The 18,782-nt window shown below is 65.7% G+C and carries 18 protein-coding genes; 5 read left to right on the top strand and 13 right to left on the bottom strand.

Annotation, left to right across the window (positions count from 1 at the left end):
• A complete protein-coding gene (locus ACOGXH_RS07520; RefSeq protein ID WP_419928488.1) occupies positions 1-1,203 on the bottom strand; it encodes an acetyl-CoA C-acetyltransferase in 1,203 nt (400 codons plus the stop codon).
• Between the two features lie 63 nt (positions 1,204-1,266).
• Positions 1,267-2,985: an N-acyl-D-amino-acid deacylase family protein gene (locus ACOGXH_RS07525; RefSeq protein WP_419928489.1), complete on the bottom strand. Its 1,719-nt coding sequence runs from the start codon at positions 2,983-2,985 to the stop codon at positions 1,267-1,269.
• Between the two features lie 127 nt (positions 2,986-3,112).
• Between ACOGXH_RS07525 and ACOGXH_RS07530 the strand changes: the two genes are divergently transcribed.
• The 3 genes from ACOGXH_RS07530 (at position 3,113) to ACOGXH_RS07540 (ending at position 6,741) form a co-directional block, all read left to right on the top strand.
• Positions 3,113-4,333 carry an amidohydrolase family protein gene (locus ACOGXH_RS07530; protein WP_419928490.1) on the top strand — a complete coding sequence of 407 codons (1,221 nt, stop codon included), beginning with the start codon at positions 3,113-3,115 and terminating at the stop codon, positions 4,331-4,333.
• Between the two features lie 50 nt (positions 4,334-4,383).
• Positions 4,384-5,865, top strand: a complete 1,482-nt coding sequence (locus ACOGXH_RS07535; protein ID WP_419928491.1) for an aldehyde dehydrogenase family protein — start codon at positions 4,384-4,386, stop codon at positions 5,863-5,865.
• Between the two features lie 339 nt (positions 5,866-6,204).
• Complete coding sequence (locus ACOGXH_RS07540; protein WP_419928492.1) at positions 6,205-6,741, top strand: phosphotransferase; 537 nt, start codon at positions 6,205-6,207, stop codon at positions 6,739-6,741.
• A gap of 48 nt (positions 6,742-6,789) precedes the next feature.
• Here ACOGXH_RS07540 and ACOGXH_RS07545 read toward each other — a convergent pair whose 3' ends face one another.
• Positions 6,790-7,032: a hypothetical protein gene (locus ACOGXH_RS07545; RefSeq protein ID WP_419928493.1), complete on the bottom strand. Its 243-nt coding sequence runs from the start codon at positions 7,030-7,032 to the stop codon at positions 6,790-6,792.
• 229 nt (positions 7,033-7,261) lie between these two features.
• Here ACOGXH_RS07545 and ACOGXH_RS07550 point away from each other — a divergent pair, with 229 nt between their 5' ends.
• Positions 7,262-7,399 carry a hypothetical protein gene (locus ACOGXH_RS07550; protein ID WP_419928494.1) on the top strand — a complete coding sequence of 46 codons (138 nt, stop codon included), beginning with the start codon at positions 7,262-7,264 and terminating at the stop codon, positions 7,397-7,399.
• Positions 7,400-7,437: 38 nt separating this feature from the next.
• Here ACOGXH_RS07550 and ACOGXH_RS07555 read toward each other — a convergent pair whose 3' ends face one another.
• Positions 7,438-8,274 carry an SDR family NAD(P)-dependent oxidoreductase gene (locus tag ACOGXH_RS07555; protein WP_419928495.1) on the bottom strand — a complete coding sequence of 279 codons (837 nt, stop codon included), beginning with the start codon at positions 8,272-8,274 and terminating at the stop codon, positions 7,438-7,440.
• Positions 8,275-8,366: 92 nt separating this feature from the next.
• Here ACOGXH_RS07555 and ACOGXH_RS07560 point away from each other — a divergent pair, with 92 nt between their 5' ends.
• Positions 8,367-8,837: a peroxiredoxin gene (locus ACOGXH_RS07560; RefSeq protein ID WP_419928496.1), complete on the top strand. Its 471-nt coding sequence runs from the start codon at positions 8,367-8,369 to the stop codon at positions 8,835-8,837.
• A gap of 31 nt (positions 8,838-8,868) precedes the next feature.
• On the opposite strand, the gene ACOGXH_RS07565 is transcribed toward ACOGXH_RS07560, so the two are convergent.
• The 9 genes from ACOGXH_RS07565 to ACOGXH_RS07605 all read right to left on the bottom strand — a co-directional run bounded on the left by ACOGXH_RS07565 (position 8,869) and on the right by ACOGXH_RS07605 (position 18,764).
• Positions 8,869-9,810, bottom strand: coding sequence for an NADP-dependent oxidoreductase (locus tag ACOGXH_RS07565; RefSeq protein WP_419928497.1), 942 nt, complete (start codon positions 9,808-9,810; stop codon positions 8,869-8,871).
• Positions 9,811-9,849: 39 nt separating this feature from the next.
• Positions 9,850-10,653 (bottom strand): RCC1 domain-containing protein, encoded by an 804-nt coding sequence (locus tag ACOGXH_RS07570; protein ID WP_419928498.1) that lies wholly within the window; start codon positions 10,651-10,653, stop codon positions 9,850-9,852.
• Positions 10,654-10,720: 67 nt separating this feature from the next.
• The gene (locus ACOGXH_RS07575; RefSeq protein WP_419928499.1) at positions 10,721-11,548 is read right to left on the bottom strand and encodes an SDR family NAD(P)-dependent oxidoreductase; all 828 of its coding nucleotides are present in this window, start codon (positions 11,546-11,548) and stop codon (positions 10,721-10,723) included.
• Entirely contained in the window at positions 11,545-12,516 is a 972-nt protein-coding gene (locus ACOGXH_RS07580; RefSeq protein WP_419928500.1) for an LLM class flavin-dependent oxidoreductase, read from the bottom strand. The genes ACOGXH_RS07575 and ACOGXH_RS07580 overlap by 4 nt, the downstream gene beginning before the upstream one ends.
• A 28-nt stretch (positions 12,517-12,544) precedes the next feature.
• Positions 12,545-13,402, bottom strand: coding sequence for an enoyl-CoA hydratase-related protein (locus tag ACOGXH_RS07585; RefSeq protein ID WP_419928501.1), 858 nt, complete (start codon positions 13,400-13,402; stop codon positions 12,545-12,547).
• Positions 13,399-15,774, bottom strand: a complete 2,376-nt coding sequence (locus ACOGXH_RS07590; protein ID WP_419928502.1) for an HAD-IC family P-type ATPase — start codon at positions 15,772-15,774, stop codon at positions 13,399-13,401. The genes ACOGXH_RS07585 and ACOGXH_RS07590 overlap by 4 nt, the downstream gene beginning before the upstream one ends.
• 52 nt (positions 15,775-15,826) lie before the next feature.
• On the bottom strand, positions 15,827-17,194 hold the full coding sequence (locus tag ACOGXH_RS07595) for a hypothetical protein (protein WP_419928503.1): 1,368 nt from the start codon (positions 17,192-17,194) through the stop codon (positions 15,827-15,829).
• A complete protein-coding gene (locus tag ACOGXH_RS07600; RefSeq protein ID WP_419928504.1) occupies positions 17,191-17,928 on the bottom strand; it encodes an NUDIX hydrolase in 738 nt (245 codons plus the stop codon). Before ACOGXH_RS07600 ends, ACOGXH_RS07595 begins: the two co-directional genes overlap by 4 nt.
• Positions 17,925-18,764, bottom strand: coding sequence for an SDR family NAD(P)-dependent oxidoreductase (locus ACOGXH_RS07605; protein WP_419928505.1), 840 nt, complete (start codon positions 18,762-18,764; stop codon positions 17,925-17,927). Before ACOGXH_RS07605 ends, ACOGXH_RS07600 begins: the two co-directional genes overlap by 4 nt.
• Positions 18,765-18,782: the final 18 nt, after the last annotated feature.

Below are 18,782 nucleotides of genomic sequence, written 5' to 3' on the forward strand. Positions count from 1 at the left end.
TCAGCTCAGCCGCTCCACGATCATGGCCATGCCCTGGCCGCCGCCCACGCACATGCTCTCCACGCCGATGGTCTTGTCGGCGTCTTCCAGACCGTTGAGCAGGGTCCCCATGATGCGGGCCCCGGTCATGCCGAAGGGATGGCCCAAAGCAATGGCCCCGCCGTTCACGTTGAGCTTGTCGTAGCTGATGCCCAGCTCGTCGGCGCTGGGGATGACCTGGGCGGCGAAAGCCTCGTTGATCTCTACCAAATCGACGTCGTCGATGGTCATGCCGGCTCGGTCCAGCACCTGGGTGATGGCCGGAATGGGGCCGAGACCCATGATCTCGGGGTTCACTGCGGCCACCCCTGAGGCCACGATCCGGGCCAGCGGCTGGACGCCCAGCTCGGCGGCCTTGGTGTCGCTCATCACCACCACTGCCGCGGCCCCGTCGTTGAGGGGGCAGGCGTTGCCCGCGGTCACCGTGCCATCAGGCCGGAAAACTGGGTTGAGCTGTGACACCTTCTCGATCACGGTGCCGGCCCGGATTCCGTCGTCCTTGCTCACCAACGTGCCATCGGCCAGGGGATAGGGGGTGATCTCCCGCTCGAAGAAACCCCGCTCCTGGGCGGCTTCGGCCCGATTCTGGGACATGACGCCGAACTCGTCCTGGCGCTCGCGGCTCACGTTCCAGGCTTGGGCCACGTTCTCAGCGGTCTGGCCCATGGCGATGTAGATGTCGGGCAGTCCCTCGGGGGGCGACCATACCGGGGTGCCCTCCCCACTGCGCTCCACCGAACGGGCCTCGGCCTCAGCGAACTTGTCGTTCTTGCCGCCCCGATCGGAAGCGCCGGACGCAAAGCGGCTCACGCACTCCACCCCGCCGGACACGAACACATCACCCTCCCCGGCTCGAACCGCGTGGGCAGCCATGCGGATGGTCTGAAGCGACGAGGAGCAGTAGCGGTTGACGGTCACGCCAGGCACATCTAGCCCAGCCAACAGCCCCGACAGCCGGGCGATGTTGTAGCCGGCCTCGCCCGCGGGCTGGGCGCAGCCCCACATCACGTCCTCGACGTCGGCGCCGTCGATCTGGGGGACCTTGCCGAGCACGTCGTCGATGATGAACGCCGACATGTCGTCGGGGCGGACATCGACCAGCGATCCCTTGATCGCTCGCCCGATTGGGGTGCGGGAGGTGGCGACGATTACTGCTTCGGGCATGGTGGCTCCTGAATTGGTTGGGTCGAGTTTGGAATTGGTTGGGGTAAGCGGGGGCTGATCGGCCTAAGACAGACCGACCCGTTCGGTGTCGGTTCCGCTGCGAAGGTGCTTGCCGGGCCGGGCGTCGGTGAACTGCCCGTCTCGAACGATCTCTTCGCCGTTGCAGAACACGTGGTCGATGCCGTCGGCCTCACCGTACAGGCGGGGAGCGCCGGCGGGCAGGTCGGCCACCACGGTGAGGGGCTTGGCCCCCACCCGGGCTTCGTCGATCACAACCACGTCGCCGTGCCAGCCCTCTTGGAGCTGGCCCCGCTCCTTGAGCCCATAAAGCTGGGCCTGCACGTCGGTCATCAGGTGGACGGCTTCTTCCATCGAGATGAGTCCCCGCTTCCGCATGCACTGGCCGAGCATCGAGGTGGCGTAGTTGGCCGTCATGAACAGATCCAGATGGGCGCCGGCATCAGAAGCGCCGATCACCGCCCGGCCATCCCGCCAGATCTCCATGCGGGCTTTCCAGTCCTCATCGGAGGACACCGGGGGCGGGGTGCCAAAGGAGGTCTTCAGCTCGTCGGCCACCACGATGTCGCACAGGGCATCGAAGGGCTTCTTGCCCTCGTCCTCGGCAATCTGGCCCACGGTGCGATTCCGATACTGCTGGTTCTCGGGGGCGAAGGTGTCAAAGATGATCTTGGTGGACCAGTCGGCCAGACCCTTAAGGGGTCCGGGCTGCTGGGCCAGCTCGTCGAGGCGGTCCCGCTCGGCCTGATCCGACAAGAGCGCCATTTTCTCGGCGGGCGGGGCCAGCATGGCGCCCTCCCAGTCGGGCAGGGCGTCGAGCACGAAGCCGCCGGCCATGCTCAGGCGAACCGAGAAGGCCATGGGGATAGTGAGGGCCACCACTTTGCCGCCGTTGGCCTTGGCGTAGTCGCTGGCCTCCAGCTTGCCGTAGCACTCGTCGAGGTTGCCGGCCATCACGGTCATCACGTTCCAGTTGAGCTGGGTCTGGGCGGCCACCGACATGTCGGTCATGAGGTTGGTGGCGGCATCGTCGAACGGGCCGACGCAGGGGATCAGCTCCAGAGAGGTACCCTCGAACTCCGAGCACACCCGGGCCAGCTCCACCAGCTCTTCGCGGCTGGCGTAGCGGCTGGGCACCATGTTGCCGAAGGGGTCGTTGTGGGTGCGGGCGTAGGAGGAGGAGAACCCCAGGGCCCCGGCCTCCAACCCGGCCCGGAGCAGATCCTGCATTTGGGCCAGTTCTTCGGGGGTGGCCTCCCGTTTCACGCATTCGGGTCCCATGACCACCCGGCGCAGGGCGGAGTGACCCACCTTGAAGGCGGTATTGATCGACAGCGTGCCGTCGAAGGCGTCGAAGTACTCAGCGGTAGATCGCCAATTCCACGGAACTCCTGTTTGGAGCGACTCCAGGGGCATGCCCTCCACCCGGGCCAGCATCTGCATCAGGTACTCGCCGTCGGCGGGGTCGTCGGTCAGCGGCGCAATCGTGAAGCCGCAGTTGCCTCCGATCACGCTGGTCACGCCGTGCAGAGGGGAAGGGCTCAGGGTGGTGTCCCAGAACACCTGGGCGTCGAGGTGGGTGTGCACGTCGATGAAGCCCGGGCACACCGCCTTGCCGGTGGCATCCACGGTATTGGCCGCCTCGGCGGCGCTCAGATCACCGATGGCGGCGATCCGGCCTCCTTGCAGTCCCAGATCGGCCCGGTAGCGAGGGGTGCCGGTGCCGTCGACAATGTCTCCGCCGTTGATGATGGTGTCAAACATGGTTCGCCCCTTGTGCGTGCCCCTTCGGCACGCTTTGTGAACAATCTAGGTCATGCCTGGGCTCGTTGGCGAAGAACTGGGCGTTGGGTGAATGGCCCGTCCCAGAGCCCCGATAAGCTCTCTGCCCATGGCAGAGATCCCCCGCATCATCTCCGTGGACGACCACGTGGTCGAGCCCCCCGACCTGTGGACCGAGCGTTTGCCCCGCAAGTACCACGATCGCTGCCCTCGGGTTGAGCGCGACAAGGCCAAGTTCCACTTCGAAGGCGGGGTGTTCAGCTACGAGAAGGGGGTGCCCGACGGTACATGGGGCGACTGGTGGCTCTACGACGACCTGATCTACCCGTTCCCCAAGCTCTCGGCCGCCATCGGGTTTGAGCCGCTCACCAACACCCCGGTGACATTCGACGAGATCCTGCCCGGATGCTGGAAGCAGAAAGAGCGCCTCCAAGACATGGATGCCAACCACGTGGATGCGTCGATCTGCTTCCCCAACGTGCTGCCCCGGTTCTGCGGCCAGGCCTTCTACGAGCGGGATGACAAGGATCTGGCCCTGCTGTGCGTCAAGGCCTACAACGACTGGATGATCGACGAGTGGTGCGCGGGCGACGGTGCGGGGCGCCTCATTCCGCTCACCATCATCCCGCTGTGGGATGCCAATCTGGCCGCCGAGGAGATCCACCGCTGCGCCGACAAGGGCAGTTTCTCGGTGGCCTTCTCGGAGAACCCCTACCACCTGGGATTGCCGTCTATCCACGACCCCAGCGGGTTCTGGGAGCCGTTCTTCGCTGCCTGCGAGGAGACCGGGACGGTGGTGAACATGCACATCGGCTCGTCGTCGAAGATGCCGACCACTTCGCCCGACGCGCCGTTTGCGGTCAGCTCCACCATCACCTTCAGCAACGCCATGGGCTCGATGTGCGACTACATCCTGTCGGGCGTATTCGTGCGGTACCCCGGCCTCCGGGTGGCCTATAGCGAGGGCCAGGTGGGGTGGATGCCCTACGTGATCGAGCGCATGGACAAGCTGTGGGAGGAGCGGATCAACGACGACAACGGCGATTTCGGCGTGAATCTGCCCAACCCGCCGTCGTCTTACATTGCTGGCCACGTCTGGGGCTGCATGTTCGACGACGAGGTGGGACTGCGGAACCGCGACCTCATCGGCATGGACCAGATCACCTTCGAGGTGGACTATCCCCACGCCGACTCCACGTTCCCCCACACCAAGGAAGTGGCCACCAGGATCGTGACCCAGGCCGAGCTCAACGAGGAGGAGGCCTACAAGCTGCTCCGGGGCAACGCCATCGAGCTGTACGGGCTGGAGAGGTACGGCATCGCCGCCTAGCTCGGCCGGCCGTTTGGGGTAACGAGCATTTTGGCAAAGGGGGATTCGTCATGGCACTGGCCGAGTTGGAGCCGTTGAACGTCGACGAGGAGTATCGCCTGCTCATCGGTGGTGAATGGGTCGCCGCCGAGTCGGGCACCTATGAGATCGTCAACCCGAACACCACCCAGGTGATCGGCCACGCTCCCGAGGCGTCGATTTCCCAGGTTAACGATGCTGCTGCCGCGGCCAAGGCGGCCCTGCCCGGCTGGCGGGACACCCCGATGGCCGAGCGGTGCGCCATGATCGGCCGGGCCGCCGATCTGCTGGAACAGAAGCTCGGCGGCCTGGTGGGCCTGGTCCAAGGAGAGACGGGGGCCACCATCAATGTGTCCGAGTCGATCCAGATTCCCTCTTGTGCCGACCGGTTCCGCCACTACGAAACACCGGTGAACGTGGACGATCCCATCGAGCCGTACCCGGTGGCAGAAAACCCGCTGGGGCCGGGAGGGCTGTCGTGTGCCCACGTGATACGCCAGCCGGTGGGGGTGGTGGCCTGCATCACCTCCTACAACTTCCCGCTGGTCAACATGTCGGGCAAGATCGCCCCCGCGCTGGCCATGGGCAACACCTTGGTGATCAAGCCGGCGCCGCAAGACCCGCTGGCGGTGATCAAGATGGGCGAGATCATCGAAGAAGCCGGTTTCCCGCCGGGGGTCATCAACATCATTACCGGATCGGGCGCCGTGGCCGGGGCTGCCCTGGTTGAGTCTCGAGACGTGAACATGATCAGCTTCACCGGCTCCTCCGCGGTGGGGGCCAAGATCATGCAGTCCGGCGGATCAACCATGAAGCGCCTACTCATGGAGCTGGGAGGCAAGGGCGCCTGCGTGCTGACTGACGACTGCAACGTGGACGGCGCGGTCGGGGCCATCGCCTCGGTGTGGGGATTTCACAGCGGCCAGATCTGCACCGCGCCCACTCGGGTGATCGTGCACCGCTCCCGCTACGACGAGCTGGTAGACAAGCTGACCGCGGTGGCCGGATTGCTCAAGTTGGGCGATCCCCTCGATCGAGAGACGATTGTCGGCCCGGTTATCACCGAGCTTCATCGCGACCGGGTGGAACATTTCATCGCCAGCGGCGTAGCCGACGGCGCCACTCTGCTGTGCGGCGGGAGGCGTCCCGACCTGCCCGGCTACTTCGTGGAACCCACCTTGCTGGCCGATTGCACTTCAGACATGCGCGTCGTGCAGCGGGAGATCTTTGGCCCGGTCGTCGTGGTGCTGGCCCATGACGACGACGACCACGCGGTGGAGCTGGCCAACGACAGCGACTACGGGCTGTTCAGCTACGTCTTCGCGGGCACCACCGCCCGGGCCTTCGAAGTCGGCAAGCGCATCGAGTCGGGCAATGTCGGTCTCAACTCAATGGCGCCCCACATTCACGCCCCCTTCGGCGGCTTCAAGATGAGCGGCGTGGGCCGCGACCGGGGCGTCTACGGCCTCCACGCCTATAGCGAGATCCAAGCCCTCAGCTGGATGTCCAGCTAGCCGCGCCTTGGGCGGCTTCCACCCAATAGGAGCAGGCGGTGGTCTCGAGGGTCATGAGGGCCATTGGGGTGTGGCACGCTGGTCGGCGTGGTTGAGGAGCCCCTCGGCGGGGGGATTGCGAACGCTGGGCGGGTGGTCCGAGTAGGTCCGCATGTTCTTCGTCCGTCCGGTCCGCACTCGGATTCGATTCATGCATTTCTTCGGGCGGTTAGACAGGCCGGATTTGAGGGTGCTCCCGAACCGATTGGCATTGACGACGATGGCCGCGAGCGCTTGGTCTTCATCGAAGGCGAGGTTCCAATACCGCCTTATCCGGAGTGGAGCCAGTCCGATGTCGCCTTGGCTTCTACGGCCGAACTGTTGCGCAGCCTGCATGACGCCGCCAACGGGTTCGACCCTCGAGATCTCGCGTGGAACGACGGTCTGGCTGATCCTGCGGGCGGAGCAGTGGTATGCCACAACGACGTGTGCCCGGAAAACGTTGTCTTTCGTGATGGCGTTGCCGTTGCACTGCTCGATTTCGAATTCGCGGCACCGGGACGACCCATCTACGACCTGGCCTGCCTGGCCCGCTTATGCGTGCCGATCGACAACGACTTCGACCAAGCCCGCCTCGGGTGGCAGCCGGCTGACCGGCTGGAGCGGCTGCGGTTGGTAGCCGACGCCTACGGCCTGGACCGGGACGGCCGGAAGGATCTGCTGGCCATCATGGAAGTCGCCCTCACCCGCGCCGAAGAGTTCATCTGGCGCAGAGTGGAATCGGGCGACCCCAACTTCGTCGAGATGTGGAACCGGACTGACGGTGCTGAGCGCTATCACCGCCGACGCCGCTGGTGGAACGACAACCACCATCTCTTCGTTGCCGCCCTGCGATAGGGATCCTTTAAGCGGGCTATCCGCCTACTGCCTTCTACCTCCAGGGCCCTAGCCCGATGCGGTGGATGTAGGTCCTATGGCCACATCCTTTGCATGGGAGAGGAGTTCACTGATCAGTTGCTCCTTGGTCAGTAAGGACTTCTCGACCAAGGTGAAATCGATCTCAGTGATCAGCTCTGAGCTTTTGCCCCATGTTCGGCCTATATGCCACTTTTCGAACTGATCCACGGACAATTGGCCATTTTCAAGCAGCTTCAGCTTCTCTATGATCTCAGCATCGATTGCTTCCACGAGAGCAATCCTACGCGGCCGTGTGTCATAGACCACCGGGAATTAGTCGAAATTGGGTGGAAAGCAGGAGGACGCGCCTGTACGACGTGTCGAGCCCAGTGAGATCAGGGAGCGATTCAACAAGTTGGATTTGCTCGAGCGAATCATTCGCGGCGAATTGAAATCAATTTTTCTGGTTGACCGTCCGGTCCAGCCTGAAGTGGGGTTACCCGAGGGGACGAGGAGCCAGATGGTCTGGTATCTCGGTCCTGACGGCCAAGAGCTTGCTCTCGTTCACCAATACTTGCTGCCCGACGGCACGATAGGAGGATCAGGGCGACCCGACCCTAAGCGCCTGATCTTGGACGACGAGATCATCTATTGCTGATGTTTGATATCGGTATGAATTGTGCGCTGGGCTGTTCCTTAGGCCGGGCGGTGGCCGCCGGGGTAGGGGGCGGTGGCGTCGAGGGTCATGACGGTGAGGCCCAGCTCGTCAAGGAGGGGGAGGCTGGACAGGATCTGGCCGCAGCGGTCGATGGGGCAGACACAGAGGGCTACGGCGGCCTCCACCATGGCCTCCATCGACTCGATCTGATCGGGTTGCAGCATGCCGCCCACCAGCTCGTCGGCACCCTCGGACAACACAGCGGCCAGGGGTTCGATGGTGTTGATGCGGATATTGCGGGGGTGCAGTTCCACCGCCCATGCGCTGGTCATACGGTTGAGGGCCGCCTTCGTGGTGCCGTAGAACCCGAAGACACCCTTGACCCCGTCAGCGGGGAAGGGAGGGCCGACGGCCAAGTTGGAGGTGGCGCTGGACAGGTTGACGATCCATCCCTCGCCGGCGGACTCCATATCGGGCAAAACCGCCTCGATGAGGTCGTGAGGGGCGAGCAGGTTGATCTCCAGCATTAGACGACGCCGCTTCAATGGGTAGCCGTTCATCGACTGGTAGATGGCCGCGGCGGCGTTGTTGACCAAGATGTCGATAGGTCCAAGCGCTTCCCGAGCCTGGGGAACAATGGCCGCCCGGCTGTCGGCGTCGCCCAGATCGGCCTGGATGGCGAGGTGGGTGCCCGAGTAGGCATTGAGCTCAGCCAGGGTTTCATTGAGCGAGCCGGGCAGGGTGGGGTGGGCGTCCAGGGTGCGGGCGGTGATGGCCACGTTGGCCCCCTCGGCGGCCAACCGCTGCGCGATACCCCTACCGATGCCTCGGCTGGCTCCAGTGACGATGGCGTTCTTGCCCTCAAATCGCTTCATGGCCCGCATCCTAAGTTCACAGGCGTTCCCTTCCCTCAGCCAGACACCTACAACTGCTCCCTCCAATGGTGTCGGAACTAGGGTCACCACCCATGCTCAGCGAAGGCACGAATGCTCCGGAGTTCACCGCCCCCGACCAGGACGGCAATGATCTGTCGCTGGCCGATTTGAGGGGCAATTGGGTGGCCTTTTGGTGGTACCCCAAGGCGTCCACCAAGGGTTGAACCATCCAGGGAAGGGGATTCCGTGATCGAATCTCCGAGTTTGAGGCTCTTGGGGCTGTGGTAGTGGGGGCGTCGTTCGACTCAGTTGAGGATCAGAGGGGCTTTGTGGACGGCGAGAGCTTTCCGTTTGCCCTGATTTCCGATCCCGACCGAGCCGTGGGGCGGGCCTACGACGCCGAGCGGGCCGAGGGTGAGGCCTACTACGAGCACGGTTTGCCCCGCCGGATCAGCTATCTGATTTCACCTGATGGCACCGTGGCCAAGGCTTATGACCTTGAGGGCCAAGACCTGGGCCAGCACGCTGCCGAGATCATCGCGGATATCAAGGCGTTGAGCTAGGGGTTGCCTCTCTGGGGTTCCCTAGTGGTAGCTAGAACTCGATGACCCAGCGGCCTCGGGTGCCGCCGGCTTCCAGGCGGGCGTGGGCTTCGGAGGCGTTCTCCATAGGTACGGTGCCAGCCACCCGCAGAGAGACTTGCCCGTCTTCGGCTTGCTGGCGCAAGCGGTCGAGCTTGGCTTGCTCCTTGGCGTAGTCGAACACCCACGTGGCGTGGAACTGGATGCCCCGCTCGCCGCTGCCCGGCCATCCCCGCACTGAGGCGAAGCCTCCGCCGTCGCGCACTGCGGCCACCAGCGGATCCATCTGCACCGATCCATCGGCCAGACCGTCCACCCCGTCGGGAGCGTGCTTTCGGATGCGGTCGGCCACGTCGTCGCCCCGCCGCACGATCACATCAGCGCCAAACGAGGCCACCAACTCCTCGTCGGCCTCGGAGGAGTCGGCGATCACCCGCAGGCCGTCGGCTTTGGCCAGCTCCACCATGTAGCCGCCGTAGCATCCGGCCGCCCCGGTCACGGCCAGGGTCTGGCCGGGCTGAAGGGCGAGCTGATCCAAGCTCAGGCGAGCGGTGAGGCCGTTCATTGGCAGCGTGCTGGCCTCGGCGAACGACGATCCCGCTGGCATCCGGGCCACCGACTCCGCCGGCAAGGCCACATACTCCGAATAGGCCCCGTGAGAGCCGCGGGGCAACACCATGGCCATCACCTGGTCGCCCTCTTGCAGATCGGTGTCGGCGCCCTCTCCAATCTGGTCCAGCACGCCGGCCACGTCCATGCCCGGCACATAGGGCGGCGGGCCGGTCTTGGCCTGCTGCTCGGCTCTGGTACCGGCCCGCACATGGGTGTCGGTGGGGCTGACCGCGGTGGCCCGCACCCGGATCCGCACTTGGCCGGGGCCGGCTTCTGGAGTGGGTAGCTCCACCACCTCCAGTGCCTCCGGCCCGCCGTACTCAATGACTCCAACTGCTCGCATGGGCCGAGAGACTATCTACTGATCATCAGGCCGCGTGACTCAGTCCCAGCAACGGCCTTTGTTGTCATCGCGAAGTCCACACGCATGATTGAGCCCGGCGGAAAGAGCGATAAAGCGGTCGCCGGGAGGATCGACAACTCCGCCGCGGCCCCAACACCGAACGGTCTGGTCGTCGCGGATGCCGCAGGTGAAGCCGGCACCGGCAGCGATGGCGGTGTAGATGCTGAGCGGGGGATCGGCCTGCCCATCGCTGTTGTCGCCCCAGCATTGGGCGATGCCGTCGTTGCCCAGGCCGCACGCGTGGGAAGAGCCGACCGTGATCGCGCTGAAAAGGTTCTCAGGAGGAGTCTCCCAGCCGTCTCCGCCCCAGCACACCGCAGTGCCGTCGCCTCGCAGCCCGCAAGAGGCCGGACCCCAGCCCACGGAGACGGCGGCGAAAGCGCCTTCGGGGGGCGGTGGAGGATCGGGGCCTCCCATGACATTGCCCCAGCACTGAAGGGAGCCGCTGTTGCGTATGCCGCACGACTGGCTCGCGCCCACAGAAATAGCAGTGAAGGCCCCCTCAGGCGGATCAGCACCCGCTTTGTAGTTGTCCTCCCAGCATTCGGCACCACCGGTATCGCGAATGCCGCACGAGTAGCCGCTCCCTGCGGAGATGGCCGTGAATTTGCCGCTGAGGTACACAGCCCAGCCAGGGTTGTTCTCGCTGCCCTGCCAGCATTGAGCGGTGCCTTCTTCTCGGATGCCGCACGAATGATCTTCACCGGCGGCCACGGCGGTGAATCGTCCCCCAGAGGCGTCGGGTTCCTCAATGGAGCAGGCTGCCAACGAGACCGCGATCACTGCAAGGGTCAGCGCTAGACGACCAATTGTGGCTCCTCGGAGCAGCGCCTGCCTCAGCGACACACCACTAGGAGGCCGAGCGGGCGGCCACCACATCGGCGAAGTCGACGAATGAGCGAAGCGTGTGGCCGCCGTCCACGGTGATGAACTGGCCGGTGGTGAAGCTCGACTCCGGCCCGGCCAGATAACGGATGGCCCAGGCGACATCGTCAGGCCGGCCGATGCGTTGGAGGGGCTGCTGGTCGAGGTATTGGGTTACCACCGAGTCGTTGTTCACCAAGCCTTGGGTGGTGTCGGTTGCGGTCAACCCCGGGCGCACCGCATTGACCCGGACGCCGAGGCCCCCCAACTCGTCGGCGGCCACCCTGACCAGGGCATCCACGCCGGCCTTGCCCGCGCAGTAGGGGGCCAAGAAACGACATGACTGGATGGCCGAGGTGGACGACACCGCCACGATGGAACCGCCTCCAGCATCGACCATGTGGCGCCCGGCGTGCTTGATCATGATGAACGGAACCACCACGTTGAAGCTGACCGTCTCGGCGACTTGCTCGGGCTCGTAGTCGAGGATGGCGGCCATTGCGCCACCGCCGGGCACCGAGATCGCCATGTCGAGGCGTCCGGTGGGCTCGGCGGCCAGCGCCACCGCGGCCTGGACCTGGTCGCTGTCGGTGGCATCGCAGGCTGTCCAGCGGATCGAGCCGCCGGTGTCGGCAGCAAGCGCCCCGAGTTCGTCGGCAACCTCTTGGAGATGGCCCGCGCTGCGGCTGGCGATAACCACGTGGGCCCCGTCGGCCACCAACAGCCGGGCCGTGGATCGGCCGATCCCGCCCGCACCCCCGGTCACCAGGGCGGCCATACCAGCTAGCGGCCGACTCTCAGACAAGTCGCTCATATCTCGGCTGCTCCTTCGCGAACGACGGTACACAGCAGTTCGGCATGGCGATGGGCCAAGTCGTCGGGCATGCCGGCGATGCTGGCCCAGCAGTAAGCCTCCACCATGGGGATGCCCTCGGACAGGCTGCGCAAGTGCTCGATGGCCTCGTCGGGGGTCAGCACTTCCATCGGGGAGATGACCCCCATGGTGCTGCGCCGCTCCCGCAGTTTCTCCACCGTGAGCGGGCTGGGCGTCTTGCCGGATCCCGATGCCCCCGCGGCCCGATAGGTGTTCAGCTGCCAGGCCAGGTGGGGGAGGATGCGCTCGTAGGCCTTCTCGGGGTCGTCAGCCACCACCATGCTCACTACTCCGGCCATCCGGGCCACACTTGGGTCGTGGCCGCCCTCGGCCAGCCCCTCGGTGTAAGGCTCCAGCGATGCCTGATTGATAGACAAAAGCCCGCAGCCCAGCCGACCGGCCCGGCGGGCGCCCTGTAGGCCGTTGTAGCCCAGCCAGATGGGGAAGGGATTCTGTACCGCTGGCGGGGTGACGACGCCCCCGTCCAGCAGCTCGCGCACCTCCCGAACCCGCTGGTCGGTGATGGTGTAGCGCTTGGACAGATCGGCGCCGTAGGCCTCGAACTCGTCGAACACATAGCCCGCGCCCAGCCCTAGGTCGATCCGGCCGTTGCTGATCTGATCGGCCACCGCGGCCTCTTCGGCGATCTGGGGGGCCAAACGCAGCGGGGCCAACAGCACTGCGGTGCCGATCCTGACCCGCTGGGTTCGTGCTGCTACTGCGGCGGCGAAAGTGAGGGGCTGGGGCAGATAGCCGTCCTCGAAGAAGTGGTGTTCGCTGAGCCACACCGAGTCGGCCCCCCATTTCTCGGCTTGGACGGCCAGCTCTAGCGACTGCCGGTAGAAGTCGGGCCAGGGCTTTTGCCACTCCGGCGGGTTCCGCAGGTCCAGGTAGATGCCGATGCGCATGCTGTGACCCTAACCCCCTGAATTGGGACTACTCGTCCTGGGTGGCCGGGGGCATCCAATCGGGCCAGTGGTCGGCCAGGGTGAGGGACCATTCCGGGGGGCGCTTCTCCAAGAAGGCCATGACCCCTTCGGTGGCGTCAGGCTGGCCCATGACGTGGAGGTGGATGCGGCGTTCCAGTTCGTTGATGACCCCTTGGTCGCCGGGCGAGGTAGTCCACAGCAGGCGCTTGCTGAGCGCCACCGATACTGGGGCGACGTTGACGGCGATGTCTTTGGCCGTTTCCATGGCGGCGGGCAGAACTTGCTCGGCCGGCAGGGCGGCGGTGGCCAAACCCATCTCCGCGGCCTCTTGGCCGGTGTACATCTTGCCGGTGAGGAGAATCTCGATTGCCTTGGCGTGGCCCACGGTGCGGGGCAGTGTCCAGTGGGAGCGCAAGTCGGGAAGCACGCCCCGGCGATTCTGCACGATGCCCCAACGGGCATCGGCGGCGATATAGCGGATGTCGCATTGCAGGGCCATGGTCATGCCCAGGCCCACGGCGTGGCCGTTGATGGCGGCAATGACCGGCTTGCGAACGTCCCAGGGGTGGAACTCGAGGGGGTCGGACCGAAAACCGTCGGCCTTGGGAGTGCCGAACACGCCGGGGCCGCCGGAGAAGTCGGCCCCTGCGCAAAAGGCCCGTCCCGCGCCTGTGATCACCACCGCCCGCACATCCTCGTCGGCGTCGCAACGCCTCAGTGCATCGGCCAGCTCAGTGCCCATCAGGGTGCTGAAGGCGTTGAGCTTCTCGGGTCGGTTCAACGTGATCACCGCCACCCGGTCGTCCACCGAATAGGCGATGTCCTGAAAGCTGTTGGGATCGTGGCCGTCTGGGTCGTCAGTCACTGGTCCTGGTATCTCCTCAACGCTCGGGGGATGGTGAGCACGCACGCGCCGGCGATGACCACTGCGGCGATGGTGGGAATCCACATCCAGCCCGGGGGGACGTCCAACTCGAAGAAGTTCCGGGCCCACGGCCACACCATCACGATCAGGTACGACCCACCCATAGCCGCGGCCAGACCGATCTTCCACGGACGCAGCGGACGGCTGATCACCACCAAAATCACCAGACCGACGCCCAGCAGAGTGAACGTGGCCACGGTGCGGGCCTCGGGCAGGGTGACCTCTTCGTGGCGTCGGGCGATCTCGTAGACGAAGAAGGACGCCACCGCGGCCAGCACTCCGGCAGGGACCGAGAATCGCAGCACTCGGGACAGAAAGCCGGGTCGGATCAGCTCGGTGCTGGGGGCTAGAGCCAGGAAAATGCCGGGCACGCCAATGGAAAAGGTGCCTACCAGAGTGAGATGACGAGGCAGGAACGGGTATTCCACGGTGAAAATCCCTACGAGCACGGTGAGCAGCACGGCGTAGGCCGCCTTGGTAACGAACAGATTGGCCACCCGCTCCACGTTGTTGATCACCTTGCGCCCCTGGGCCAGCACCTCGGGCAGGGTGGCAAATGAGTTGTCCAGCAGCACCAACTGGGCCACCGCCCGAGTGGAGGCCGATCCGCTGCCCATGGCAATCCCCATGTCGGCATTCTTGAGGGCCAGCACGTCGTTCACACCGTCGCCGGTCATGGCCACGGTGTGGCCCCTGGACTGGAGGGCATCAACCATGGTCCGCTTCTGCTGGGGGGTCACTCGCCCGAACACCGCGTTCTCAGACAATGCAGCGGCCATCCCCTCGGTGTCGTCGGGCAGCTCCCGGGCATCCATGTGTTGGTGGGCGTTGGGGATGCCGGCCCGCTGGGCTACCGCGGCCACCGTGGCGGTGTGGTCGCCGGAGATCACCTTGAGATTCACCCCCTGCTCTCGGAAGAAGGCCAGGATCTCGGGGGCGTCAGGGCGGATGGTGTCCTCCAGCAGGATCAGGGCCAACGGGGTCCGGCTCTCAGGCAGCGTCTCGTTGGCCAGAGGCTCGGGGCTTCGGGCCAGCAACAGGGTGCGCCGGCCCGCTTCAGCGTGGCCGGTCACCCGGTTCATCACGTCGGGCAAGTCCCCGGCGATCACGTCGGGAGCCCCGAAGTAGAAGGCGCCGTGGCTGCGGAACTCCATGGCCGACCACTTGCGGGCGCTGGAGAACGGGGTAGCGCCCACCGGGCCCCAACCGCCGCCGTCATCGCCTGCGGGGGCAGGATAGGCGTCGCGCACCGCCAGCATGGTGGCGTTGGGAGCCTCGTCGGCGTGGGCCATGGCGCCCAGGGCGGTGGAGACCAACCCGGGATCGACGCCGGGCAGGCACTCCACCTCGCCGAAGCTGATGTGGCCGGTGGTGATGGTGCCGGTCTTGTCCAAGCACAGCACGTCAGTGCGGGCCAACAGCTCCACTGTGGCCAGCTCCTTGGCCAGCGCTCTCCGGCGAGCCAGGGCGATCACCCCGGCCACGAAGGAGAGGCTGGTTAGCAGCACCAGGCCGTCGGGCACCATGGCCACTGCGGCGGCTACCGTGCCCTGAAGGGCGTTCTGCCAGCGGTCCTCGGTGTCGAGCAGTACCAAGATGAGCAGGGCGGAAGCGGGGGGGATGATCACGATGAGCCAGCGCAGCACGGTGTCGATGCCCCGACGCAGCTCGCTGTTGACCAAGGTAAATCGACGGGCCTCCTCCGAAAGGGAGCTGGCGTAGGACTCGGCGCCGATACGGGTGGCCTGGTAGTGGCCGCTACCCGCCGCGACAAAGCTGCCCGACAGCAGCTCGTCACCCGGCTCCTTCTCAATCGGATCGGCCTCGCCGGTGAGCAGCGACTCGTCGGCCTCCAAGCCGGAGGAGGTGAGCACCGCTCCATCCACCACCACTTGGTCGCCGGGGGTCAGCTCCAGCACCTCGTCGGCTACCACCTCGCTGACCCCGACTTCGGAGACCTCCCCGTCGCGCACCACCCGGGCCTTGGGGGCGCTGAGCACCGCTAGTCTGTCCAGCTCTCTCTTGGCCCGGAGCTCTTGGGCCACGCCGATGACGGCATTGGACACCACCACCCCGACGAACAGGCCGTCGCGGGGGAAGCCGGCCACCAGAATGGCGGCGAACAGCGCCAGCATGATCCCGTTGACGGGGGAGAAGACGTTGGCCCGCAATATCTGGGGCAGCGTGCGCACAGGGGCGTCGGGCACCTGGTTGGTGCGTCCCGCAGCCACCCGTTCGGCCACTTGCTCGCTGGAGAGCCCCCGCGCCGGTTCAACCTCGGTGGCCTGGTTGGGCGCGGAGTCAGAATCCATCAGGCCTTGAAGTTACCGGCTCGACATGAACACGGGAGGACTCGCCATTTCTTCACTGCCAAATGCGCAGCGAGCCCTCGAGCGTGGCGACGGCCACCGACATGGTGCCATCAGGTCGGGTGAGCAGCGCGATGTTCGAGGCAAGCGTGCCCCCGAGCGGGCGGCTCCACATGTCCACCGCCCCGTCGGGGCCATGGCGCACGCCGGCGATGTGCTGGCGGTCCAGCGTTGGGACGACCAGTTCGACATAGTTGTCCCGATCGATGTCGGCGGCCACGGCCTGTTCGAGGTTACGGGCGCCGAATTCGTGGGACCTGTATCCCGTCCGTGTCGCCACAACCCCCAACTTGCCACCACTCAAGCTCAAGAACCTGACCGAGCCCTGAGCGTCGGGGTACAGCACTTCGACAATCTCAGTTTGGCCGGTAGGACCGAGCGGCCCAACCGCTACCAAGTGGCGCCAACCCAGCAATCGATCCACTGGATCGCTGATCGCCACCACACCGCCCCCGGTACTGGACGCCACCACCAACCAGATTTGGCTGTCATTGCTGACGGTGAGCACCACATCGTGGACTCCGTCGCCGTCGGCATCGGCCAATAGGGGGGCGATGGACTCGATCACGTCGTCCCCTGACCGGTAGATATTCTCCGCTTCGTTCACTCCAACGGTGACCAACACAACCGCCGTGGCCTCCAGATTGTCGCCCAAGGCCGAATGGGGGAATCGATCGGTGGGCTCAGCCAGAACCAGCACCTTCTCGGGGCTGACCTGAACGACCCGAGTGTCGGGAAGCACCTTGAGATCGGGTCGCCACAGCGTGCCGTCGGGCTCCAGCACGGTGAGCCGCTGGAGATTGTCCACATAGGCGGCTCGATTGCCGGTCAAATACACCGGCACGCTGTTGGGCGAAGCGTTGGCCGGGGTAGTGGCCAGACGCACCGAATTGCCCTGTACGGCGAGCACCGGAGGCTGGCCCGGAGCCAGCCGTCCGCCGGGTATCTCGACAGGAATTGGCTGCCCCCCAACGGGGATCAGGTAGCCGTACACCGTTCCGTCGGCCAAAGCCACCACCCAGACATCCCCATCGGGAGTGCTGGTGCCGGTGACCCAGGTGGGGACGTCGCCCAGGTTGATGTCCTTGGTGGTGATTTGCTGGATGAACCCGGTGCCCAGCCCAGAGCCGATGGCCAATCGGTTGCCATTGGGCTGGAAGACCGGATCCACATAGGTCACCGGGCCGCGGTCTGGAGGCGAAGTGGCGGTGGCCGGTGGCTGAGTAACGGCGGTGGTGGCGGTGGGGGTGGTCTGGGTAGCCGAATCCGAACCGCAGGCGCTGACGGCAACCACGATGAGCGCGGCCATCACGGCCAGAGCCCTATGTGATGCCGTCATTCGGCGGGAGGCGTGTTGGTTCATGTCCGCTCGAACCGCCAGCCGCCCTCCTTCAGGGTGAGGCGGTGCCGGGGGCCGGGCGCGCTGGCGTCATGGGTGTCGTACCCGGCGTCGCCATGCCAAAGCGACACCGGGACTTTGCCGTCGAGGGCGATATGGGTCTCATAGTGGGGGATGTCGTCGGACCGGTCTCGGGCTGCGACCAGGGCGTCGTCGACAGATTGGTGTTCGCCCAGCTCCATCAGCGTGATGAATGTGGGTGGGACCATCTCTATCTCGCCCGCGGCATGTCGGGCCATGGTTTCGGCCGGGCGCCACCAGGCGTGCTCTTTGATCTCCCCGCCGTCCACGGTGACCGTGCCGGCGGGAGCGGGGGCGAGGAAGAACCAAGTGGCGAAGCGCTTGTTGATGGTGGTGGGGGGCACCCAGTGGGAGTAAGGCACCAGATCATCAACCGCGATAACCAGGTCGGCCTCCTCCGCGGCCTCCCTTACCGCGGCAACCCGGCTGGCGGCGAATGTGTCGCCGGGCCGCCCGGTGGGGTAGTCGTCGTCGTCCACCCGTCCGCCGGGGAACACCCACATTCCTCCGACGAAGCTGAGCTTGGAGCTCCGCCGCATCATCAGGGTTTCCAGCCCTTCGGGGGCGTCGCGCAAGAGCACCACGGTGGCCGCGGCCACGAGTTCCGGCGCTTCTTCGTCCTCTCCAGCCCAATCGGCGAACCGATGGCGCTTGCCGTCGCTCGGCGATTCGCTCATGGTGATTCGGTCCCGAGCATCCGGGTACGAACTTCGGGCTTGGTTACGAACACCGGGGCATTGTCGTCGCCCAGCATGGCCAGCTTCACCGACATTCCGCCGTCCACGGCCAGCACCTGTCCGGTGACGTAGCTGGCCTGGGGGCTGAGCAGGAACACCGCGGCGGCGGCGATTTCCGCAGCATGGCCTCGGCGGCCCAGGGGGATGGCGCGTTTTGCCGCGTCGGGAGACTCTTCGTCGCCGGCCCGAGGGGTGGTGATGGTGCCGGGAGCGATGGCGTTGACCCTGATTCCGTGGCCGCCCCATTCAACGGCCATGGTGCGGGTTAGCGAGTTGATCCCAGCCTTGGCTGCACCGTAGGCAGCCAGAAAGGGCTGGGAGGCCAGGCTGCTCACCGAGGAGATGTTGACCATGGCCCCGCCGGTGCCGGCATCGATCATGGCTCGCGCCACCGCGCGGTTGAGGAAGGCCACATAGCGGAGGTTGTTGGCCATTACCCGGTCCCAGCCCTGGCTGTCGATGTCCACCAGGGGACCGAAGTCGTCGATGCTGGTTCCACCGGCCACGTTGATCAGCCCGTCGATGCGGCCATGGGCGTCGAGTGCGGTTTGAACGACGGCCGCCGGTGCATCGGGTGCGGTGAGGTCGGCCTGAACTTTGACCACCGGGCGGGGAAGTGCGTCGAGCTTGTCCAGTTCCTCTGGAGACCGTTCCACCGCCACGACCTCGGCCCCGGCTGCCAGCGCGGCTTCACAGGAATAGGTGCCGATTCCTCCTCCTCCGGCCCCGGCCACGACCACAATGGCCCCGTTGAGATCGGCAACTGGCGCAACCATTCCTATCACCCTACGGGG

This window comes from Candidatus Poriferisocius sp. (assembly GCF_965208355.1).
Lineage (GTDB): Bacteria > Actinomycetota > Acidimicrobiia > Acidimicrobiales > Bin134 > Poriferisocius.

Excerpts from the sequence above, each read along its gene's own strand:
- ACOGXH_RS07520 (WP_419928488.1), bottom strand. The coding sequence starts at position 1,203 with ATGCCCGAAGCAGTAATCGTCGCCACCTCCCGCACCCCAATCGGGCGA.
- ACOGXH_RS07525 (WP_419928489.1), bottom strand. The coding sequence starts at position 2,985 with ATGTTTGACACCATCATCAACGGCGGAGACATTGTCGACGGCACCGGC.
- ACOGXH_RS07530 (WP_419928490.1), top strand. The coding sequence starts at position 3,113 with ATGGCAGAGATCCCCCGCATCATCTCCGTGGACGACCACGTGGTCGAG.
- ACOGXH_RS07535 (WP_419928491.1), top strand. The coding sequence starts at position 4,384 with ATGGCACTGGCCGAGTTGGAGCCGTTGAACGTCGACGAGGAGTATCGC.
- ACOGXH_RS07550 (WP_419928494.1), top strand. The coding sequence starts at position 7,262 with ATGGTCTGGTATCTCGGTCCTGACGGCCAAGAGCTTGCTCTCGTTCAC.
- ACOGXH_RS07555 (WP_419928495.1), bottom strand. The coding sequence starts at position 8,274 with ATGAAGCGATTTGAGGGCAAGAACGCCATCGTCACTGGAGCCAGCCGA.
- ACOGXH_RS07565 (WP_419928497.1), bottom strand. The coding sequence starts at position 9,810 with ATGCGAGCAGTTGGAGTCATTGAGTACGGCGGGCCGGAGGCACTGGAG.
- ACOGXH_RS07575 (WP_419928499.1), bottom strand. The coding sequence starts at position 11,548 with ATGAGCGACTTGTCTGAGAGTCGGCCGCTAGCTGGTATGGCCGCCCTG.
- ACOGXH_RS07580 (WP_419928500.1), bottom strand. The coding sequence starts at position 12,516 with ATGCGCATCGGCATCTACCTGGACCTGCGGAACCCGCCGGAGTGGCAA.
- ACOGXH_RS07590 (WP_419928502.1), bottom strand. The coding sequence starts at position 15,774 with ATGGATTCTGACTCCGCGCCCAACCAGGCCACCGAGGTTGAACCGGCG.
- ACOGXH_RS07595 (WP_419928503.1), bottom strand. The coding sequence starts at position 17,194 with ATGAACCAACACGCCTCCCGCCGAATGACGGCATCACATAGGGCTCTG.
- ACOGXH_RS07600 (WP_419928504.1), bottom strand. The coding sequence starts at position 17,928 with ATGAGCGAATCGCCGAGCGACGGCAAGCGCCATCGGTTCGCCGATTGG.
- ACOGXH_RS07605 (WP_419928505.1), bottom strand. The coding sequence starts at position 18,764 with ATGGTTGCGCCAGTTGCCGATCTCAACGGGGCCATTGTGGTCGTGGCC.